15 protein-coding genes are annotated in these 16,214 nt (G+C 66.4%); 12 read left to right on the plus strand and 3 right to left on the minus strand.

The genetic code is table 11. From position 1 onward, the window contains the following. The first annotated feature begins 119 nt into the window (after positions 1-119). From ACIBG5_RS32420 to ACIBG5_RS32430, 3 genes are all read left to right on the plus strand, one after another. A complete protein-coding gene (locus tag ACIBG5_RS32420; RefSeq protein WP_396395322.1) occupies positions 120-1,220 on the plus strand; it encodes a methyltransferase in 1,101 nt (366 codons plus the stop codon). 137 nt (positions 1,221-1,357) lie between these two features. Beyond that, complete coding sequence (locus tag ACIBG5_RS32425) at positions 1,358-1,873, plus strand: CBS domain-containing protein (RefSeq protein WP_396395323.1); 516 nt, start codon at positions 1,358-1,360, stop codon at positions 1,871-1,873. Between the two features lie 3 nt (positions 1,874-1,876). Further along, on the plus strand, positions 1,877-3,163 hold the full coding sequence (locus tag ACIBG5_RS32430; protein WP_396395324.1) for an ArsB/NhaD family transporter: 1,287 nt from the start codon (positions 1,877-1,879) through the stop codon (positions 3,161-3,163). Here the strand turns inward: ACIBG5_RS32430 and ACIBG5_RS32435 are convergent. Next, complete coding sequence (locus ACIBG5_RS32435; RefSeq protein WP_396395325.1) at positions 3,151-3,714, minus strand: hypothetical protein; 564 nt, start codon at positions 3,712-3,714, stop codon at positions 3,151-3,153. The genes ACIBG5_RS32430 and ACIBG5_RS32435 overlap by 13 nt on opposite strands. A gap of 177 nt (positions 3,715-3,891) precedes the next feature. On the opposite strand from ACIBG5_RS32435, the gene ACIBG5_RS32440 reads away from it, so the two are divergent. The 3 genes from ACIBG5_RS32440 to ACIBG5_RS32450 all read left to right on the plus strand — a co-directional run bounded on the left by ACIBG5_RS32440 (position 3,892) and on the right by ACIBG5_RS32450 (position 5,737). Further along, the gene (locus ACIBG5_RS32440) at positions 3,892-4,719 is read left to right on the plus strand and encodes a histidine kinase (protein WP_396395326.1); all 828 of its coding nucleotides are present in this window, start codon (positions 3,892-3,894) and stop codon (positions 4,717-4,719) included. Beyond that, positions 4,716-5,360, plus strand: coding sequence for a response regulator (locus ACIBG5_RS32445; protein WP_396395327.1), 645 nt, complete (start codon positions 4,716-4,718; stop codon positions 5,358-5,360). The genes ACIBG5_RS32440 and ACIBG5_RS32445 overlap by 4 nt, the downstream gene beginning before the upstream one ends. Before the next feature lie 80 nt (positions 5,361-5,440). Then, positions 5,441-5,737, plus strand: a complete 297-nt coding sequence (locus ACIBG5_RS32450; protein ID WP_360441323.1) for an antibiotic biosynthesis monooxygenase — start codon at positions 5,441-5,443, stop codon at positions 5,735-5,737. 22 nt (positions 5,738-5,759) lie between these two features. Here the strand turns inward: ACIBG5_RS32450 and ACIBG5_RS32455 are convergent, their stop codons facing one another. Continuing rightward, a complete protein-coding gene (locus ACIBG5_RS32455) occupies positions 5,760-6,599 on the minus strand; it encodes an alpha/beta fold hydrolase (RefSeq protein WP_396395328.1) in 840 nt (279 codons plus the stop codon). A 35-nt stretch (positions 6,600-6,634) separates the two neighbouring features. After that, positions 6,635-8,056 carry an FAD-dependent oxidoreductase gene (locus tag ACIBG5_RS32460; protein WP_396395330.1) on the minus strand — a complete coding sequence of 474 codons (1,422 nt, stop codon included), beginning with the start codon at positions 8,054-8,056 and terminating at the stop codon, positions 6,635-6,637. Between the two features lie 194 nt (positions 8,057-8,250). On the opposite strand from ACIBG5_RS32460, the gene ACIBG5_RS32465 reads away from it, so the two are divergent. The 6 genes from ACIBG5_RS32465 (at position 8,251) to ACIBG5_RS32490 (ending at position 16,136) form a co-directional block, all read left to right on the plus strand. Further along, positions 8,251-10,386 carry an AAA family ATPase gene (locus ACIBG5_RS32465; RefSeq protein WP_396395331.1) on the plus strand — a complete coding sequence of 712 codons (2,136 nt, stop codon included), beginning with the start codon at positions 8,251-8,253 and terminating at the stop codon, positions 10,384-10,386. Positions 10,387-10,883: 497 nt separating this feature from the next. After that, positions 10,884-11,660 carry a phytanoyl-CoA dioxygenase family protein gene (locus tag ACIBG5_RS32470; protein WP_396395332.1) on the plus strand — a complete coding sequence of 259 codons (777 nt, stop codon included), beginning with the start codon at positions 10,884-10,886 and terminating at the stop codon, positions 11,658-11,660. A gap of 178 nt (positions 11,661-11,838) precedes the next feature. Further along, positions 11,839-12,639, plus strand: a complete 801-nt coding sequence (locus tag ACIBG5_RS32475; protein WP_396395333.1) for a hypothetical protein — start codon at positions 11,839-11,841, stop codon at positions 12,637-12,639. A gap of 15 nt (positions 12,640-12,654) precedes the next feature. Beyond that, on the plus strand, positions 12,655-13,290 hold the full coding sequence (locus ACIBG5_RS32480; protein WP_396395334.1) for a class F sortase: 636 nt from the start codon (positions 12,655-12,657) through the stop codon (positions 13,288-13,290). A gap of 78 nt (positions 13,291-13,368) precedes the next feature. Then, a complete protein-coding gene (locus ACIBG5_RS32485; RefSeq protein ID WP_396395335.1) occupies positions 13,369-13,533 on the plus strand; it encodes an alpha/beta fold hydrolase in 165 nt (54 codons plus the stop codon). A gap of 410 nt (positions 13,534-13,943) precedes the next feature. After that, positions 13,944-16,136: a DPP IV N-terminal domain-containing protein gene (locus ACIBG5_RS32490; RefSeq protein ID WP_396395336.1), complete on the plus strand. Its 2,193-nt coding sequence runs from the start codon at positions 13,944-13,946 to the stop codon at positions 16,134-16,136. Positions 16,137-16,214 lie beyond the last annotated feature (78 nt).

Consider the following 16,214-nt stretch of genomic DNA (forward strand, 5'->3'; position numbering starts at 1 on the left):
TCCCGGTCTCCTTCGTTAAGGCACACTTCACGAGCGTTGCACAGGTTCGCGTTGATCGACAGAGCGGCTCCGACGAGGGTGAAGGAGTCCGAGCTTCGTACGACGTGGCAGGAGAATCCATGCGCAACACCCGTGATCAGGCTCCGACCACTCCGACCGGGACGAACGCAGCCGTCGGGCCGCGCGTTGCCGACCACGACCTCCCCACGGTCTCGCCTGTGCCGCTGATGCAGCTCTCCATCGGCTTCTGGTCATTCAAGGCGCTGGCGACCGCACACGAGCTGGACCTCTTCGCCCGTTTGTCCGACACCGACGGTCACACCGTCGACGAACTTGCCGAGCTGCTGGGCGTCGCCCAACGGCCGGTCGAGTTGCTGGTAACCGCGTGCGCATCCATCGGGTTGCTCGAGCGCCGGGACGGGCGCTACGCCAACAGCGCGCTGGCTGACGAGTTCCTCGTTCCCGGCAAGGCTTTCGACTTCGGCGGCTGGGTGGAGATGCTCGACCGCAGGCTCTACCCGGCGTGGGGCAGACTGACCGAGGCGGTGCGAACCAATCGGCCGACGAGCTGGAACCCCGACGAGCAGGAGCACTTGTTCGTCGGTGAGGACCCCCAGTTACTGGCCGTGTTCTGGGAGGCGATGCACTCACTGTCGACGTTCACCGCGCGCGAACTCGGCGCACACGTCGACCTGTCTGCCTCCACCGCCCTGCTCGACATCGGCGGCGGCTCCGGGGCCTACGACATCGAACTGTGCCGGCGCTTCCCCAACCTGCGGGCAACGGTGTTCGATCTGCCGCCGGTCTGCGAGATCGCCTCGACGAAGCTCGTGGCAGCAGGCTACGAGGACCGCATCGCGGTCACCCCCGGCGACTTCCTCGCCGATCCCGAACTCCCAGCAGGCCATGACGTCGTACTGCTGTCCATGATCATGCACGACTGGACGCCGGAGCAGGACCTGGCGGTCTTGCGCAAGTGCTTTGCGGCCTTGCCTTCCGGCGGTCGGATCGTGATCAGCGAGTTGCTGGTCAACGACGAGAAGACCGGGCCACCGGCAGCCGCCTTGATGAGCCTGAACATGTTGGTGGAAACGGTTGGTCGCAACTACACCGCGGCTGAGTACGAGCAATGGCTGCACGCCACCGGGTTCGTGGACGTCCACACGGTGTCCTTCGACGCCCCCGGCGCCAACGGCGCAGTCCTCGCCCACAAACCGTAACCGCATCGGCCGAACACCCCCAGGCCCGCGCGTAACAACCAAAGTTGGGGTCGGGACCCCATGGTTGGGGGGTGCTGTCGCGACAAGACTGACTTGCCAGAGCGGTCGCCGAGAAAGAGGCGGCCAGGGAGGTCAGGGTGAACAGTGTCGAGGCGTTCGGTCAGATCGGGCGAGGCGCAGCGATGCGCGCCGCGGACATAGCCGTTGGTCTGCCCACTGTCACGGTGTTCGATCCTGTGGTGAAGGCCGTGCGGTTGATGGCGGTCGGGCGGATGCCGGGCCTGGTCGTCGTGGACGTCGGTGGGCGGCCGCTGGCGGTTCTGCCTGGATCCCAGGTGCTGAGGTTGAGCATTCCCGCGGCGTTTCAGGATGATCCGATGCTCGTGCGGGCTGTCGACGAGTCGTCGGCGGATGCCTTCTGGCGTGAACTGGGTGGTCTGACGGTTGGTGACTGCCTGCCGGGAACGCCGGCCAGGCCGGCGACGGTGACCGCGGAGGCGACCCTGCTGGAGATTGCGGCGTTGATGGCGCGTGCCCGCAGCCCGCTGGTCGCAGTGGTCGGCAGCGACGGAGTCCTGACCGGTGTGATCACGTTGGAACGGTTGCTGACGAGTCTGGCGGTGACCGGGCTCGGTGACCAGTCGTCGGGATGAGTCGTGAGGCCTCTCGTCGCGCTCGGGATCTTCGGATTGGCGTTCTTCTACATCGCGACGGAGAAGGCGAACAAAGTACGGGTCGTCCTGATCGGTGCCGCCGGCATGCTGTTGCTCGGGCTGGCGCCGGGTACGGAGGTGTTCTTCTCCGAGCATGAGGGGATCGACTGGAACGTCATCTTCCTGCTGCTCGGAATGATGATCGTGATCGGCATCATCAAGCAGACCGGCGTCTTCGACTATCTGGGGATCTGGGCGGCGAAGCGATCGCGGGGTGAGCCGTACCGGCTGATGGTGCTGTTGATGATCATCACCGCGGTCGCGTCGCCGTTCCTGGACAACGTGACCACGATCATGTTGGTTGCCCCGGTCACCATTGTGGTGTGCGAACGACTGCGGATCCCGCCGCAGCCCTACCTGATCGCCGAGGTGCTCGCCTCGAACATCGGCGGCGCGGCGACGCTGATCGGTGATCCGCCGAACATCATCATCGGAAGCCGGGCGGGGTTGTCGTTCAACGACTTCGTGGTGCACATGACGCCGATCGTGGTGATCGTGTTCGCATTGTTCGTCGTACTGACGAGATTCCTGTTCCGCAAGAGCTTCCGGTACAACCCGGAGCAGGTCGCCGCGGTGATGGCGCTGCAGGAGCGGCGTGCGATCCGCGACGCGGGGTTGCTGGTGCGATGCCTGGCAGTGCTGGCGGTCATGATCGTCGGGTTCGCTCTGCATTCGGTGCTTCACCTCGAGCCGTCGCTGGTGGCGCTGCTCGGCGCCGGCGCGATGTTGCTCGTGTCCCGGTCTGATGTGCCTGAGGTCCTGCGTGAGGTCGAGTGGTCGACGCTGGTCTTCTTCATGGGCTTGTTCATCATGGTTTCGGGCCTGGTCAACACCGGCGTGATCGGAGCGATCGGTGACTGGGCGGTGGCGGCAATCGGCGACAACTACTTGGTGGCTGCGACAGCCTTGCTGTTCGGTTCCGGCGTACTCGGGGCGTTCTTCGACAACATTCCGTACGTCGCCACGATGACGCCTGTGGTCGAAGGCGTGGTCGAGCAGGCGCCGGATCACCGCACCGGACAGTCGCTGTGGTGGGCGTTCGCTCTGGGTGCGGACTTCGGCGGCAACGGTACGGCGGTCGCCGCGAGCGCGAATGTGGTTGCCCTCGGCATCGCATCGCGCAGTGGCCACCACATCACGTTCTGGCAGTTCACCCGGTACGGCATCGTGGTGACCGCACTGAGTATCGGATTGGCCTGGGTGTACGTGTGGCTGCGCTACTTCACCTGATGTCCGGCGGCGCGCAGTACACAGGCCGTCAACTCGACATCGATGCGGTCGATCCGCAGCGCGGTCAGCCGCACGCCGCGAACTGTGATCAGGGTCTGCTCGAGGTCGTGATCGTACGTCGGCAGGACCGCCAGCGATGCCAGGCCGGACCGATGGATGAGCCCACCGAGCGTGCGCTCCGCCTCGTCCGCCGCGAGTTGCAGAGGCTCCAGCGAGCTTCGCGCGGCAAGCGCTGGATCGACGATGCAGAAGGTGGCCTCGGCGAGGAGCCGGACCTCCGCGCCCTCTGTGGATCGCCCGCACACCACCAGGGGCATCCGGATGGGACCGCGCGCGAGGAGGACCTGGCGCTCCAGTCCAACGATGTGGAAGGTCAGGCCGGACGCGGCAACCCGGACGACGCGTCCGGAACGGACGACGACCAGCCAGTGTCCGGTCGGTACGAGTCGTGCCGAGCCCGCGATGACCGCAGCGCTCAGGAGGATCGCGAACACGACCCAAGGCGCGGCCCCGGTCGGCGCCGGAGTCCACAGTGCGAGTGCTGCCGGCATGTCAACTCCCGAAGTACTGGTGCGGCAGGACGCCTGCCGACGACCCCCTCGGCTCACCGGGCGCGTCCCGCCGCCCCTCCAGTCTCGGAGGTGACAGCCCGCCGCGGAATGAGTGCTACCACCCACTTCTGCCCCGGTTCATGGACAGTGTTCGAGGCGGTGGGGGACGCTGGGGTGGTGAGATCGGGAGCGGGATTGCCGTTGTACTGGCGGGTTTGCCTGATCAACGGGCTGGTGTTCGTTGTCGGCACGTTGGCCTTGGCCCTGGCGCCGATCACTGTGTCCGCGACGGTTCTGGTCTCGGAGGCGGTGGTGCTTCTGCTTGGCTTGGTCGGCATCGTCGTGCTGAACGCGGCGCTGTTGCGGACGAGTCTCGCGCCGCTGGACCGCTTGAGCCGGCTGATGGAGACCGTGGACCTGCAGCGGCCAGGCCGTCGGCTACCGGAGTCGGGCAGTGGCGCGGTCGGTCAGCTGGTACGAGGGTTCAATGCCATGATCGAGCGCCTCGAGACCGAGCGGGGGACAAGCAACGCGAAGGCTCTGGCCGCGCAGGAGGCGGAGCGGCATCGCATCGCCCGGGAGTTGCACGACGAGATCGGCCAGGGGCTCACAGCCATGCTTCTGGGCCTGAGGCAACTGTCGACGAGAGTGCCGGCCGAGGTTCGGCATGACCTGCTGAAGGTCCAGCGCACATCCACACCCGGCCTGCCTGATCTCGGCACGGAACGAGAACTGGTCGTCTACCGGGTAGCACAGGAGGCGCTGACGAACGTTGCCCGCCATGCCCAGGCCCGGACCGTGCGGCTCGCCCTGCAGCGCCAGGGATCTGCGGTGGTCCTCGCGGTGGACGACGACGGACAGGGCCTGCGAGGAGCTGCCGAAGGCACCGGGATCAACGGAATGCGGGAGCGTGCGTTCCTGATCGGCGCGCAACTGGTCGTGGGGGTGGGAGAGCTCGGTGGTACGTCGGTCCGCCTGACCGTCCCGTTGGACCCGGTGCGATGATCCGGATCCTGCTGGCTGACGACCACACCCTGGTACGTCGCGGCGTACGACTGATCCTCGACAGTGAGCCGGACCTGCAAGTGGTGGCCGAGGCAAGCGACGGTGCCGAGGCCGTGGAGGCGTTCCGCCGGACTCCCATCGATCTGGCGGTACTCGATGTGGCGATGCCGCGGATGACGGGATTGCAGGCGGCCCGCGAGCTGTCACGCCGGCGGGACCCGCCGCGGATGCTGATGTTGTCGATGTACGACAACGAGCAGTACTTCTTCGCGGCGCTCAAGGCCGGCGCCTGCGGCTACGTGCTGAAGTCGGTCGCCGACCGTGACCTCGTCGACGCCTGCCGCGCGGCCGCTCGGGGTGAGTCCTTTCTCTATCCCGGCGTGGTGAGCACGTTGGTCCGCGACTACCTCGAGCGAGTTCGCCGCGGCGAACGAGTGCCGGGGCAGGTGCTGACCGAGCGCGAGGACGAGGTGGTCAAGCTGATCGCCGAAGGCCACTCCTCCAAGGAGATCGCCGCCGTCTTGACGATCAGCCCCAAGACCGTCGAACGCCATCGCGCCAACATCCTCCAGAAACTGGGCATGCGCGACCGCACCGAACTCACCCGCTACGCCATCCGCGCCGGCCTGATCGAGCCATGATCTCCTAGCGCCGTGCTGTGCGTGTCACTGGCGACGCGCAGTACGGTCGAAGGAGGGCAACTCACGAGAGGACCACAGACATGAGCATCGACCGGGGGCTGCTGGCGACGTTGGAGGCCAAGCCGGGCAAGGAGGAAGAACTGCGCGCGTTCCTCGAGAAGGGGCGGGAGCTCGCGGCCGCCGAAGAGGGGACAGTCACCTGGTACGCGTTCCGGCTCGGGCCGACGACGTTCGGGATCTTCGACACGTTCGCCGACGAGGACGGCCGGCAGGCCCACCTCAACGGCGAGATCCCGGCCGCCCTAGGCCAGTTCGGTCCCGATCTACTGGCCGCCGACCCGGACATCCGCACGATCGACGTCATCGCGGTCAAGTAGCGCAACGGCCGGGTGGCGTAGATCAGGAGTACGCCGAGGTGGCAGTGGGGAGCCTGGTCAGGAAGTCGAGCAGCAAGTTGTTCACGTGGTCGGGTGCGTCGAGTTGTGGCCAGTGGCCGATGCCGTTGATCCGCTCGTACCGCCACGGGGCGTCGACGAAAGCTGCGGTGCCGGTCAGTGCCTGTTCGGTGACAGCGAGATCTTCGGTGCTCCAGATTCCCATGGTCGGTGCCTGAATGGGCGGGAGCTCCGTCGGCGGCCGGATCAGCGATTCGGGCGGCAGGATCGCCCGGTACACACCGAGACTCGCGGTGAGAGCCGCGGGGTCGCGGAGGTGTCTGATGACGGAGTCGATGTCTGGGTGCCGGATCCAGTTGCGCAGGTTGGCGAAGTCGTCGGCAGCGAGCCAGCGTTCGGCGATGCCGGGAAACTGGAACAGCAGCATGTACCAGGATTTCTGGCGTTGTTCCCAGCCTGCGGCGGCGAACGCCGCCGGGTGGCCGACCGACACGCAGGTCAGGCTGGCGACCCGTTCGGGCGCCAGGGCCGCGAGCACTGCGCCAATCGCACCGCCCCAGTCGTGTCCCACGACATTCGCCTGGGGTACCCCGAGCAGGTCGAGGAGTCCGATGAGGTCGCTGACCTGCTGGATGATTCCGTAGCTGGCGACAGTGTCGGGTTTGTCGGAGTGACCGAATCCGCGGAGGTCGGGTGCGATGGTTCGGTAGCCGGCCTCGCCGAGCGCGGTGATCTGGTGGCGCCAGACCTGATGGCTGTCGGGCCAGCCGTGGAGCAGGAGGACGGGTTGACCGTTGCCGTTGTCCTCTACCTCGAGGACTGTTCCGTTGACGTCCAGGCGCATGGCGAGCTCCTTGCTCGTAGGGGTGGTCGTCGGCGTCAGCCCGCAGCGACGATCGCGGACAGGAGTTCCGCGCGGTTGGGGCCAGGTACCGGGTATTGGGGCGCGTTGGCGCCGAGTGTCAGGACCTTGCCGACCAGGCCGGGCGCTGCCAGCGCCTCCTGCGGAGTACTGAGCATCGACACGACGGACATGTAGGCACGCAGTACGTCGGGATCGTGTTGTGCGGCTGCGTACAGCGCTTTGGTCATCGCCCAGCCGGCGTCTGATGTGCGGTAGGTCTGGCCGGTGACATCGGCAGCGATCTCGTTCAGCCGGTGCCGGTCGAAGGCCAGCGTCATCCTGTACAGCGGGGTGACCGTGCTCTCGGTGATCTCGTCGAAGCGCCGTACCAATTTCTCCGGCTGGTCGGGGCTGACGTCGCGGAGCAGGTCGCGGAGTGCGCAGGCGTGCAGCATCCCGATCGACGCGCCGCGTCCGAGCGAGGGGTTGGTGCACGCCCACGCGTCGCCGACCGCGACGAGCCCGGTCACGACCGGTTCGCCGTCGACGACGAACCGGCGGTACCGGTCTTCGATGCCGGCGATCACCTGTACGTCGGTGATCGGTTCGCCCTCGCCCCAGTGGGCGGCGGTCGGGTAGAGCCTCAGCGCCGCCATCCAGGCGGAGGTGTCGCGCAGTCCGCGCAGCTGCTTGTCTCGCGCGGAGGTGATGAACCCGACGCCCCAGGTGTCGTTGTCGCAGGGAAGGGTCAGGATCGACAGGCTGTCGAAGTGCTGGAGCAGTGTGCCCAGGGCCGCGGGGCGGGATCCATCTGTCGAACGGAAGTGGCGGGCGTAGTACACGAATCCTGAGTCCTCGCGCTCCTCGTGCGGGCGGCGGCCCCCGGCGGACTCGACCATCGCGGCGATCGGTGAGCGTCGCCCGGTCGCGTCGACGACGAGATCGGCACGCAGTACGGCGCCGCCGTCGATCACCACACCGGTCACGTGTGGTGCTGCCCCGACCAAAGAGCGTCCGGTGAGCAATCCGGTGACCGTGACGCCGCGGCGGATCGAGACACCGTGGGTCCTTTGCGCGACAGCAGCGGCTGCTGCCTCGAGGATCGGACGCCGGGCCGTCACTGTGTCGAATCTGTCGTCGCCGTCGCGCCGGCCGCCGGTCAGGTCGCGTGGCAGTTCGTCGAACACGTTCACGCGGGCGCCGCCGAGGGCGATCACCTGGTCGAGTACGGCCCGAAGTTCGTGCTGCATCAGCGCCCGCCAGCGGGGCAGCATGAAGTGCAACTGACGGAACTGGTTGACTCCCGGCCGTTGCCACCTCTGCCAAACGTTCTGGGCATCGTTGCCGGGGGCGGCCTGGTCGCGTTCCAGGATCGTCACGCTGTGGCCGTCGTGGGCCAGGAGCGTCGCGGTGACCAGACCGTTCAGGCCTGCGCCCAGTACGAGGATTTCCGCCATCTCACACCTCCGGAGCTGTATCAGTGCCGGAAGCGTGCGGCCGCCCGCTGCTCATTTGCCAGACCATTCGCTGTCCAATCACTGTCCGGACGCCGTACGAGCTGTCCATCCGTCTTGACCGCTGACCAGGCGGGGGGCAGGTTGGACTGAGGCGCGGCGCGCGAGGATGCTCGGAGTGCCGAAGGGGGTGGCGCATGACGAGCCGTGGCAAAGCGACGCAGACGGCACAGCTCGGTGCGTTCACTGTTGCGGATCGGCTCCGGCAGGCGCGGCGCCGGCGGTTCGTCGGGCGGACCGGTGAGCTCGAGTTGTTCCGAACTGCGTTGACGTCGGGCGGATCCGGCTTCACCGTGCTGTTCGTTTACGGGCCGGGAGGGATCGGGAAGACCGCTTTGCTCGGCGCTCTCGCCGAGGCCGCCGAGGAGGCGGGTGCTACGGCGGTGCGGCTGGACGCCCGGACGGTCGAGCCGTCGCCGCCCGCGTTCTACGCTGCACTCGGCGCGGCTCTCGGCCTGCCAGAACGAGCAGCACCGCTGGAGAGCCTCGCTGCGCACAGTCGCCCGATTCTCTTCATCGACACCTACGAGCAGTTGGTGCCGCTGGACAACTGGCTGCGTGAGGAGTTCCTGCCGGAGCTTCCCGCGGCCGCGCTGGTCGTGGTGGCCGGGCGTACGCCGCCTTCGCCGCACTGGGCGAGCGATCCTGGCTGGGGCGAGCTGCTGCAAGTAGTTGCCCTGCGCAACCTGCAACCCGACGACGCACGCGCCTACCTGCACGCCGCGGATGTGCCCGAGGATCTGCATGGACGAGTGCTGGAGATGACGCACGGTCATCCGCTCGCTCTGTCCCTGCTGGCCGATGTCGTCGAGCAGCACCGAGGTGCCCTCGCGCCGGGCCTGTCTCTGCACGAGACGCCGGACGTGGTGCGGGTACTGCTCGAACACTTCGTCGAGTGGGTTCCCAGCCCACGGCACCGCGAAGCGTTGGAGGCCTGCGCGCACGCCCGGTTCACCACGGAGGACCTGCTGCGTACGGCGCTCGGCGGAGACGACACGCATGAGCTGTTCGGCTGGCTGCGCGGGCTGTCATTCGTCGAGGAGGACCCGTACGGCGTGTTCCCGCACGACGTGGCGCGGGATGTCCTCGACGCGGATCTGCGCTGGCGGGACCGCGCGTCGTACGCCGATCTGCACCGGCGGGTACGTCGGCACCTCGTGGAGCAGGCACGCCGTACCAGGGGACTGGAACAGCACCGGTGGGCTGCCGACATCATCTTCCTGCACCGCAACAACCCGGTGATGCGGAGCTTCTGGGACTGGGAGACCTTTGGTCACGCGTTCCCCGACGAGCTCCGCGAGGAGGACCGCGCTCCCATCCTCGCGATGACCGAGCGGTACCAGACGGCCGAGCAGGCCGAGCTGGTGAGGCACTGGATGGAGCACCCTGCTGCGAGGTTCATTCCCATCCGGGCCGGAACCGGCGAGCCGATCGGCTACGGCGGGGCGATCACCCTCGATCAAGCCGGCGAGTCCGATCTCGCCGCCGACCCCGGCACCGCGGCGATCTGGCAGTACGCGCAGAGACACGGTCCGCCGCGACCAGGCGAGAGCGTTCATGCGGCCAGGTTCCTCATCGACCGCCATGCCTACCAGAGGCCGTCTGCATCGAACAACGTGATCACCGCGTGGCACATCCAGCACATCCTCACTACCCCGCGCCTGTCGTGGGACTTCATCGCGTGTTACGAGGACGGAGCCTTCTGGGAGCCTTTCTTCGCCTACATCGACTACCACCGAGCCCACGAGGCGGAGTACGACATCGGCACCCATCACTACGCGGTGTTCGCGCACGACTTCCGGCGGCTGGACCCCGCGGCCTGGCTGGAGCTGATGTCCGACCGCGAGATCGGCGCCCCCGCCGGACCGCCAACCGGCGCCGACCCGGAACTGTTGCTCTCCCAGCCCGACTTCGCCCACTCGGTCCGTGCCGCCCTGCGCTGTCTGCACCGGCCGGACCGGCTCGCCGGCAATCCACTCCTGCGCTCCAGGCTGATCCGCGACCGCGGTGACCCCTCCGCCGACACGCTGCGTGCCCTCGTCCTGGAGGCCGCTGAGTCACTCCGGGTCGACCCCCGTGACGACAGACCGTTCCGGGCGATAGACCGTACTTTCCTACGGCCCGCCGGCACTCAGGAACGGGCCGCGGAGGTGCTCGGCCTGCCTTTCACCACCTACCGCCGCCACCTCGCCCGAGGCGTCGACCGCATCATCGACTGGCTATGGACCCGAGAAGTACACGGCCCCCAGGGCCTACCACCCCCACCTCGCTGAGGTGACCCGGCCCACCTGAGCGTCGCCTGTTGCCCGCTGAGTGTTGTCCCGCTCGTGCCGATCAGCAGCAACATCGAGGTCGCCACGGTCATGGACTTGTGGCTGGCCGCCGTTCGGGAGAGTCGCCGACGAGTTCTGGGTGAGTTGGATGTTTATCGGTATACGACTGGCGTCAGAATTGGATCGTGACCGCAACCATCCACCTCGTGCACGGCCCGGCGAGCCGTATGCCGGCGGACTGCCACGAGCTCCGCTCGCATCTGCACGAGGTTCTTGCGGAGCCTCAGGATCCCATCGCCTTGCCCCGTTTCCGGCGATGGTCGCGTGCCCTGAGGATCTGAGCACCTCGCGAACACTGACAGCCACCATCCGTGGGTTGCCTGGAGATGGTCGCTGTGCGCTGACCACCAGCCGATCTGGTGATCCGTCCGACTCCCTGGTCGCTGTGATGCCAGATCCGGGAAGCCGTCTCAACACCATGAAGAAGGGACAGACTGATGCTCGATCCCGTCGTCGGCAAAGGTCAGCTGACCGAGACTGACCGCTTCATCTTCGAGTCGTGGGGCTACTTCATGATTCCCAACGTCTTGACGAAGGACGAGGCCGCCGAGGCTTACGATGTTTCGCGGCGTCTGCACCAGAACCGCGACCGCGCGTTCGGGCAGATCGGCCGGAGCTACGAGAGCGAGCCGGTTCTCGAGCGGCTGATCGATCATCCTGACGTCCTTCCGAAAGTGCAGGGACTGCTCGGCGACCGATTCGTGCTGCAAGCAGGCTGGAACACCATGCAGCCGGCGCACGCGGGGAACGGCCGTTGGCACCAGGACGGATCGGCCGCCTTCGACTTCAAGGACCTGGGATACCCGGTTCCGTTGCTTCAGCTCCGCGTTTCGTATCTGCTCACCGATCAGACTGTGCCCGGCATGGGCAACATGGAGCTGATTCCCGGCAGCCACCGCTCGCGGGTCGGTCTACCCGATGCAGTCCGTGAGCCCAACGACGACATCGCGATCGGGCATGTGGTGTGCGCCGAGGCCGGGGCTGCTCTGGTGTTCCACAACGGTGTCTGGCATCGAACCTTCCGCCATGATGGCGATTACGACCGTTTCACAACGCACTACGTCTACAGCCCACCGTGGGTCCGCCCGGCCGACCGTTTCAGCAACGACCCCGAGTTCCTTGAGCGCACCACGCCGCTGAGGCGCGCGTTGCTGGGGGAGTTCGCAAGGCCGGACGCCCCGTTCGGCGCCAACTACGATCCGCTGCCGATCTGACGTACGGACTCGCTTCCCTGCGACACCGGCCTTTGCGTTGAGTTGGAGGCCGGTGACTCGTAGGTGGTGGTGAAAACTTTGTTCGCCCTTGGCGCGTCAAATGAGTGTCCAAGGGGGGCATCGTGAAATCTCTTCACACCATTCGTTCTGTCAACGTCCGTCTACCTATCCATGTCAGGTGTTCGAACTCGCCGCCGACTCTGCGCCGGCCGGCTTCTTCACGTCGCGTCCGGCATCTCTGCACGCGGCCTGCGGTCGCGCGATGAAACGTCATTCGTTCGTCCGCGGTCTGTTGACCGCAACAACCCTGGTGACAGGCCTGCTCTTCTTGGGGAGTACGTCGGCGTCAGCGAAGAACACCGAGCACGCCACGGCTACCGGAAGCACAGCACTCGAGAGCCAGACCACCACGGTTCTGCCGCCGGTATTCGGCAAGGCGCGGTTGACGTGCCACGACGAAGGCGCCGTCGTCGCCGCCAAGCTGTACAACCCGAACGCGACGCTCCAGCACTACATGGTCGGGATCACGGCGGGCGATGTGCAGGACACCTACGTCGTCTCGCCGGCCGCGCGTGGCACTGAGTTCGTCGAGTTCGGTGGTCTGCCCAACGGTACGTACTTGCTCCAGGCTCAGAATGCCGACGGGGACTTCGTCGCCGAAGTCCGGGGGCGTGTGCAGTGCGACGTCACGCCGCCCACTGGAACACCAACCGGCACGCCCACTGGAACACCAACCGGCACGCCCACGGGTACGCCGACCGCACCACCGTCGCAGACGCCGACGACCGGTACGTCGTCCCCGACGACGCCGGTGGCCGTGCCAACTGCGGTGGAGGCTGGTCTTGCTGGACCGGTCGCGCAGAATGACTCCGACCAAACCCGGACGATCGTCGGCGCCGGCCTGTTGGTTGCCGTCGGCATCATGATCGGCCTGGCCGTGCTCCTGGTACGGCGTCGCCGCGGACTGCACCAGCTCTGACCGGGATCGTCCCGCATGGGTAGAAACCGACGTACCCGCCGCGACCGGCTGGCCTCATCACGTCGAGGCCAGGTGGTCGTGGTGGTCGGCGTTCTGCTCGCGTTGCTGGCCGGATCGGTGGTGTTCGACCGGTCGACCCGCGACGAGGCGTCGCCGACGTCCAGGCTGGCCAAACCGGCCACGAGCTCTGCTGTTGCCCGGTCCGAGAATGCCGTGCAGAGCGTGCCGAGCCGAATCCTGCTCCCACAGCTCGCCCTGTCGGCGCGGGTGATCCCGATAGCCGCCGAAGCCGGCGTACTCACGCCGCCGTCGAACCCGCGCGTCGTGGGCTGGTGGTCGGGCGGTGCCCGGCCCGGGGACCTGCTCGGCTCGGCCGTCATGACCGCGCACACCGTACACACCGGCGGCGGCGCCTTCGACGATCTCGACCAACTTCGGCCGGGCGCGATCGCGACCGTCATCACCAGCACTGGCCGGATCACCTACGTCGTGACATCAGTGACGAACTACCCCAAACGATCGCTCGCGAAGCACGCCGCGGAGCTCTTCGACCACAACACCCAAGGCCGGCTCGTACTCGTCACCTGCGAGGACTGGAACGGCACGGCCTACCTCAGCAACACCGTCGTCATCGCCAAACCGGTCCCGTGACCACGAACACTTCCGGCACCGCGAGTGACTCGCCGCAACGTCGGGCAGTGGTTGGCGAGGGCGCGTCGACGGCGAGCGATGGGTCGCTGGGTCGAGTACGCCGATCACGGCACCCGTGAGGCCACCTGGGTCCGCGAGTACGCCACCAACGTGACCGGAGTGGTCATCCCGAACTCCGGGCACTGGCTGTACCAAGTGCACCCCGCCGAGCTCACCAGCGTCCTCCTGCAGTTCCTGCGATAACCGGGTACATGTCAGCTCCGTGGGACGTTTGGCAAGCGCTAGTCAGTACTGACGACCCGAGGAGCTGCCGCGAGCGCGGTGGAGATCTACTCCACCTTCGAAGGCACCTCCGAAATCCAGCGCCTCGTCATAGCCGGGTCCTCGAAGGCGGCCTCCACCAGCTGAGCGGCTAGGTCTGTGGTCACGGTGGTGGGCCGAAGCCAAAATCCGTTGTCACCGGTGACATATCACATTACACTTCACCGGTAGTTCCAAGCCGTGCGGTGCCGGAATGGCGATCGACAGGTCGACTTCACGCCGCACCACAGGTCCAACGGAAGCCATGGCCAAGACCGCCTGAGTTGCACCAGGAGGAAGTCATCTACAGCGTTGAGGACTACGCTCGGGCGGAATCGTTCCTTCCCTGGCAGATGGAGACTCGGGTACCCGGAGAGGTCACCGAGATCGCATGGCTGCCGGGCTCACCCCGGTATCGGTTCAAGCTGAGTACGCAGGAGGGCTGGCGTTACCGCATCGCCGATGCGTCGGCCGGCACCGAACACCAGGATGCGTTCGACCATGAAGGCCTGGCTGCTGCGCTGGTCGAAGCAACCGACGAGAAGGTTGACCCCAGTCGCCTCAAGCCGACGCGGATCGACTACCGGGGCGCCGATGATCTCGAGTTCGATTTCAACGATGCCCGGTGGCGTTGGGACGGCATCGAGCTACGGCAGTTCAGTGAGGAAGATCAATTCGGGGTACGTTCCCCGGACGGCACCAAGATCGCTTTCAATCGTGATCACGACTTGTGGGTCCGCGAGGTGGCGACAGGCATCGAGCGCCGTTTGACCTGCGGCGGCAAGGAAGGGTCGTTCTACGGCGCAGTTCTGCCGTCCCCGCTGCGCGCCGCCGGACTGCCCGGGGCCGGACAGCCGTGGAAGGACACCAAAGTCCTTTGGTCGCCCGACAGCAGCCGACTACTGACCCATCGGGTCGACACCGCTGGTGCCGGGACCATCACCATGAGCCTGTCGACGCCGCGGTCTGGCAGCATTCGACCGGAGGCGGTGGAGTACTTCTATCCCTTGCCGGGCGATGATCCGCTGCCGACGGTGACTTTGGTCATCATCGACCTCGCATCCGGCGACAGTACTCCGGTTGATATAGCACCGCTGGAGCTCTACTACTACGGCAGCCCGATCCCCGGTCCCGACAGCAGTTCGCGCACTATGTGGTGGCGACAGGACGGGTCATCGCTTTACCTGTTGCGGCTGTTCCGCGGCGATCGGCACGCGACCCTGTATGAGATCGGTGCCGACGGTTCAAGTCGTGTCATCGTGGACGAGGAGGCGGAGACGCCGGTCGACTCCAATCTGTCGACGTCGGGTCCGGTGAATCACCGGACCATTGAAGATCAGGATCTGACGCTCTGGTATTCGCAGCGTGACGGCTGGGGCCATCTGTACACATACCGCACCTCAACCGGGACGCTGCTCAATCAACTGACCTCGGGCGAGTGGGCGGTCGCGGATGTACTGCACGTCGGCGACGGGTACGTCTACTTCACGGCAGTGGGCAAAGACGTGAGTGAGGATCCGTACCTCCGTCGGCTGTATCGGGTGCGGCTGGACGGTTCGTCTGAACCGGAGTTGCTGACCCCGCAGGATGGCAGCCACGAGGTCAGCTTCGCGCCGGACGGCGGCTATTTCATCAGCACGTGGTCGAAGGTCGACAGGGCCCCGGTGGCGGAGCTGGCCCGTTCCTCGGGGGAGAGCGTCGGCGTCATCGCTGAAGTGGACCTTTCTGCGCTGACCGAGTCCGGTTGGCAGTTCCCGGAACGCTTCTCGGCTCCCTCCCGGGACGGCAGGACCCGGGTGTACGGCGTGATCGTCCGACCGACCAACTTCGACCCGGACAAGAGTTATCCGGTGATCGATTCGATCTACGGCGGGCCGCAGATGAACCAGGCTCCGGTTGGTCTGACCGAAGCGGCGCGGATCTGGGCGGCACAGGCGATCGCTGAACTCGGTTTCGTCGTCGTGCTGATCGACGGGTTGGGCATGCCGTACCGGTCGAAGGAATTCCGTGACGTCGCCTATCGCAATCTCGGCGATGCCGGCCTGCCGGATCACATCAGCGCGATGCGGGACCTGAAGGTCCGGTACCCGAATCTTGATCTCGATCGGGTCGGCATCTTCGGGCACTCGGCTGGTGGATACGCTTCGACGCGCGCGATCCTGGCACATCCGGAGTTCTACAAGGTCTGTGTGTCGGGTGCCGGCAACCATGATCATCGGACCGACAAGGCGTGGTGGATCGAGCGCTACCAGGGTTGGCCTGTCGGTGATCATTACATCGAGCAGGCCAATCGGACGCTCGCCGGCAGGTTGCAGGGCAAGTTGCTGCTGATTCACGGTGAGGCCGATGAGAACGTGCCGGTCGCCTCGACGCTGTCGCTGGCCGACGCGTTGATCGCCGCGGACAAGGACTTCGACCTGCTGATCCTGCCGAACCGGTCGCACGCCTGTGGTTCAGAGCCGTACGTGATCAGGCGACGGTGGGACTACTTCGTCCGGCACTTGGCCGGGCAGGAGCCACCGAACTACAGCATCCGTAAGTCCTGACCGGAGCCGGCGGCGCTGGGTCACTGGTCCAGTTCGCAAGCGAATAATTCAGCTGCCGCTGGCGATCGATCGGTGTTC

It is taken from the genome of Kribbella sp. NPDC050241 (assembly GCF_044459685.1).
Taxonomy (GTDB): Bacteria; Actinomycetota; Actinomycetes; order Propionibacteriales; family Kribbellaceae; genus Kribbella.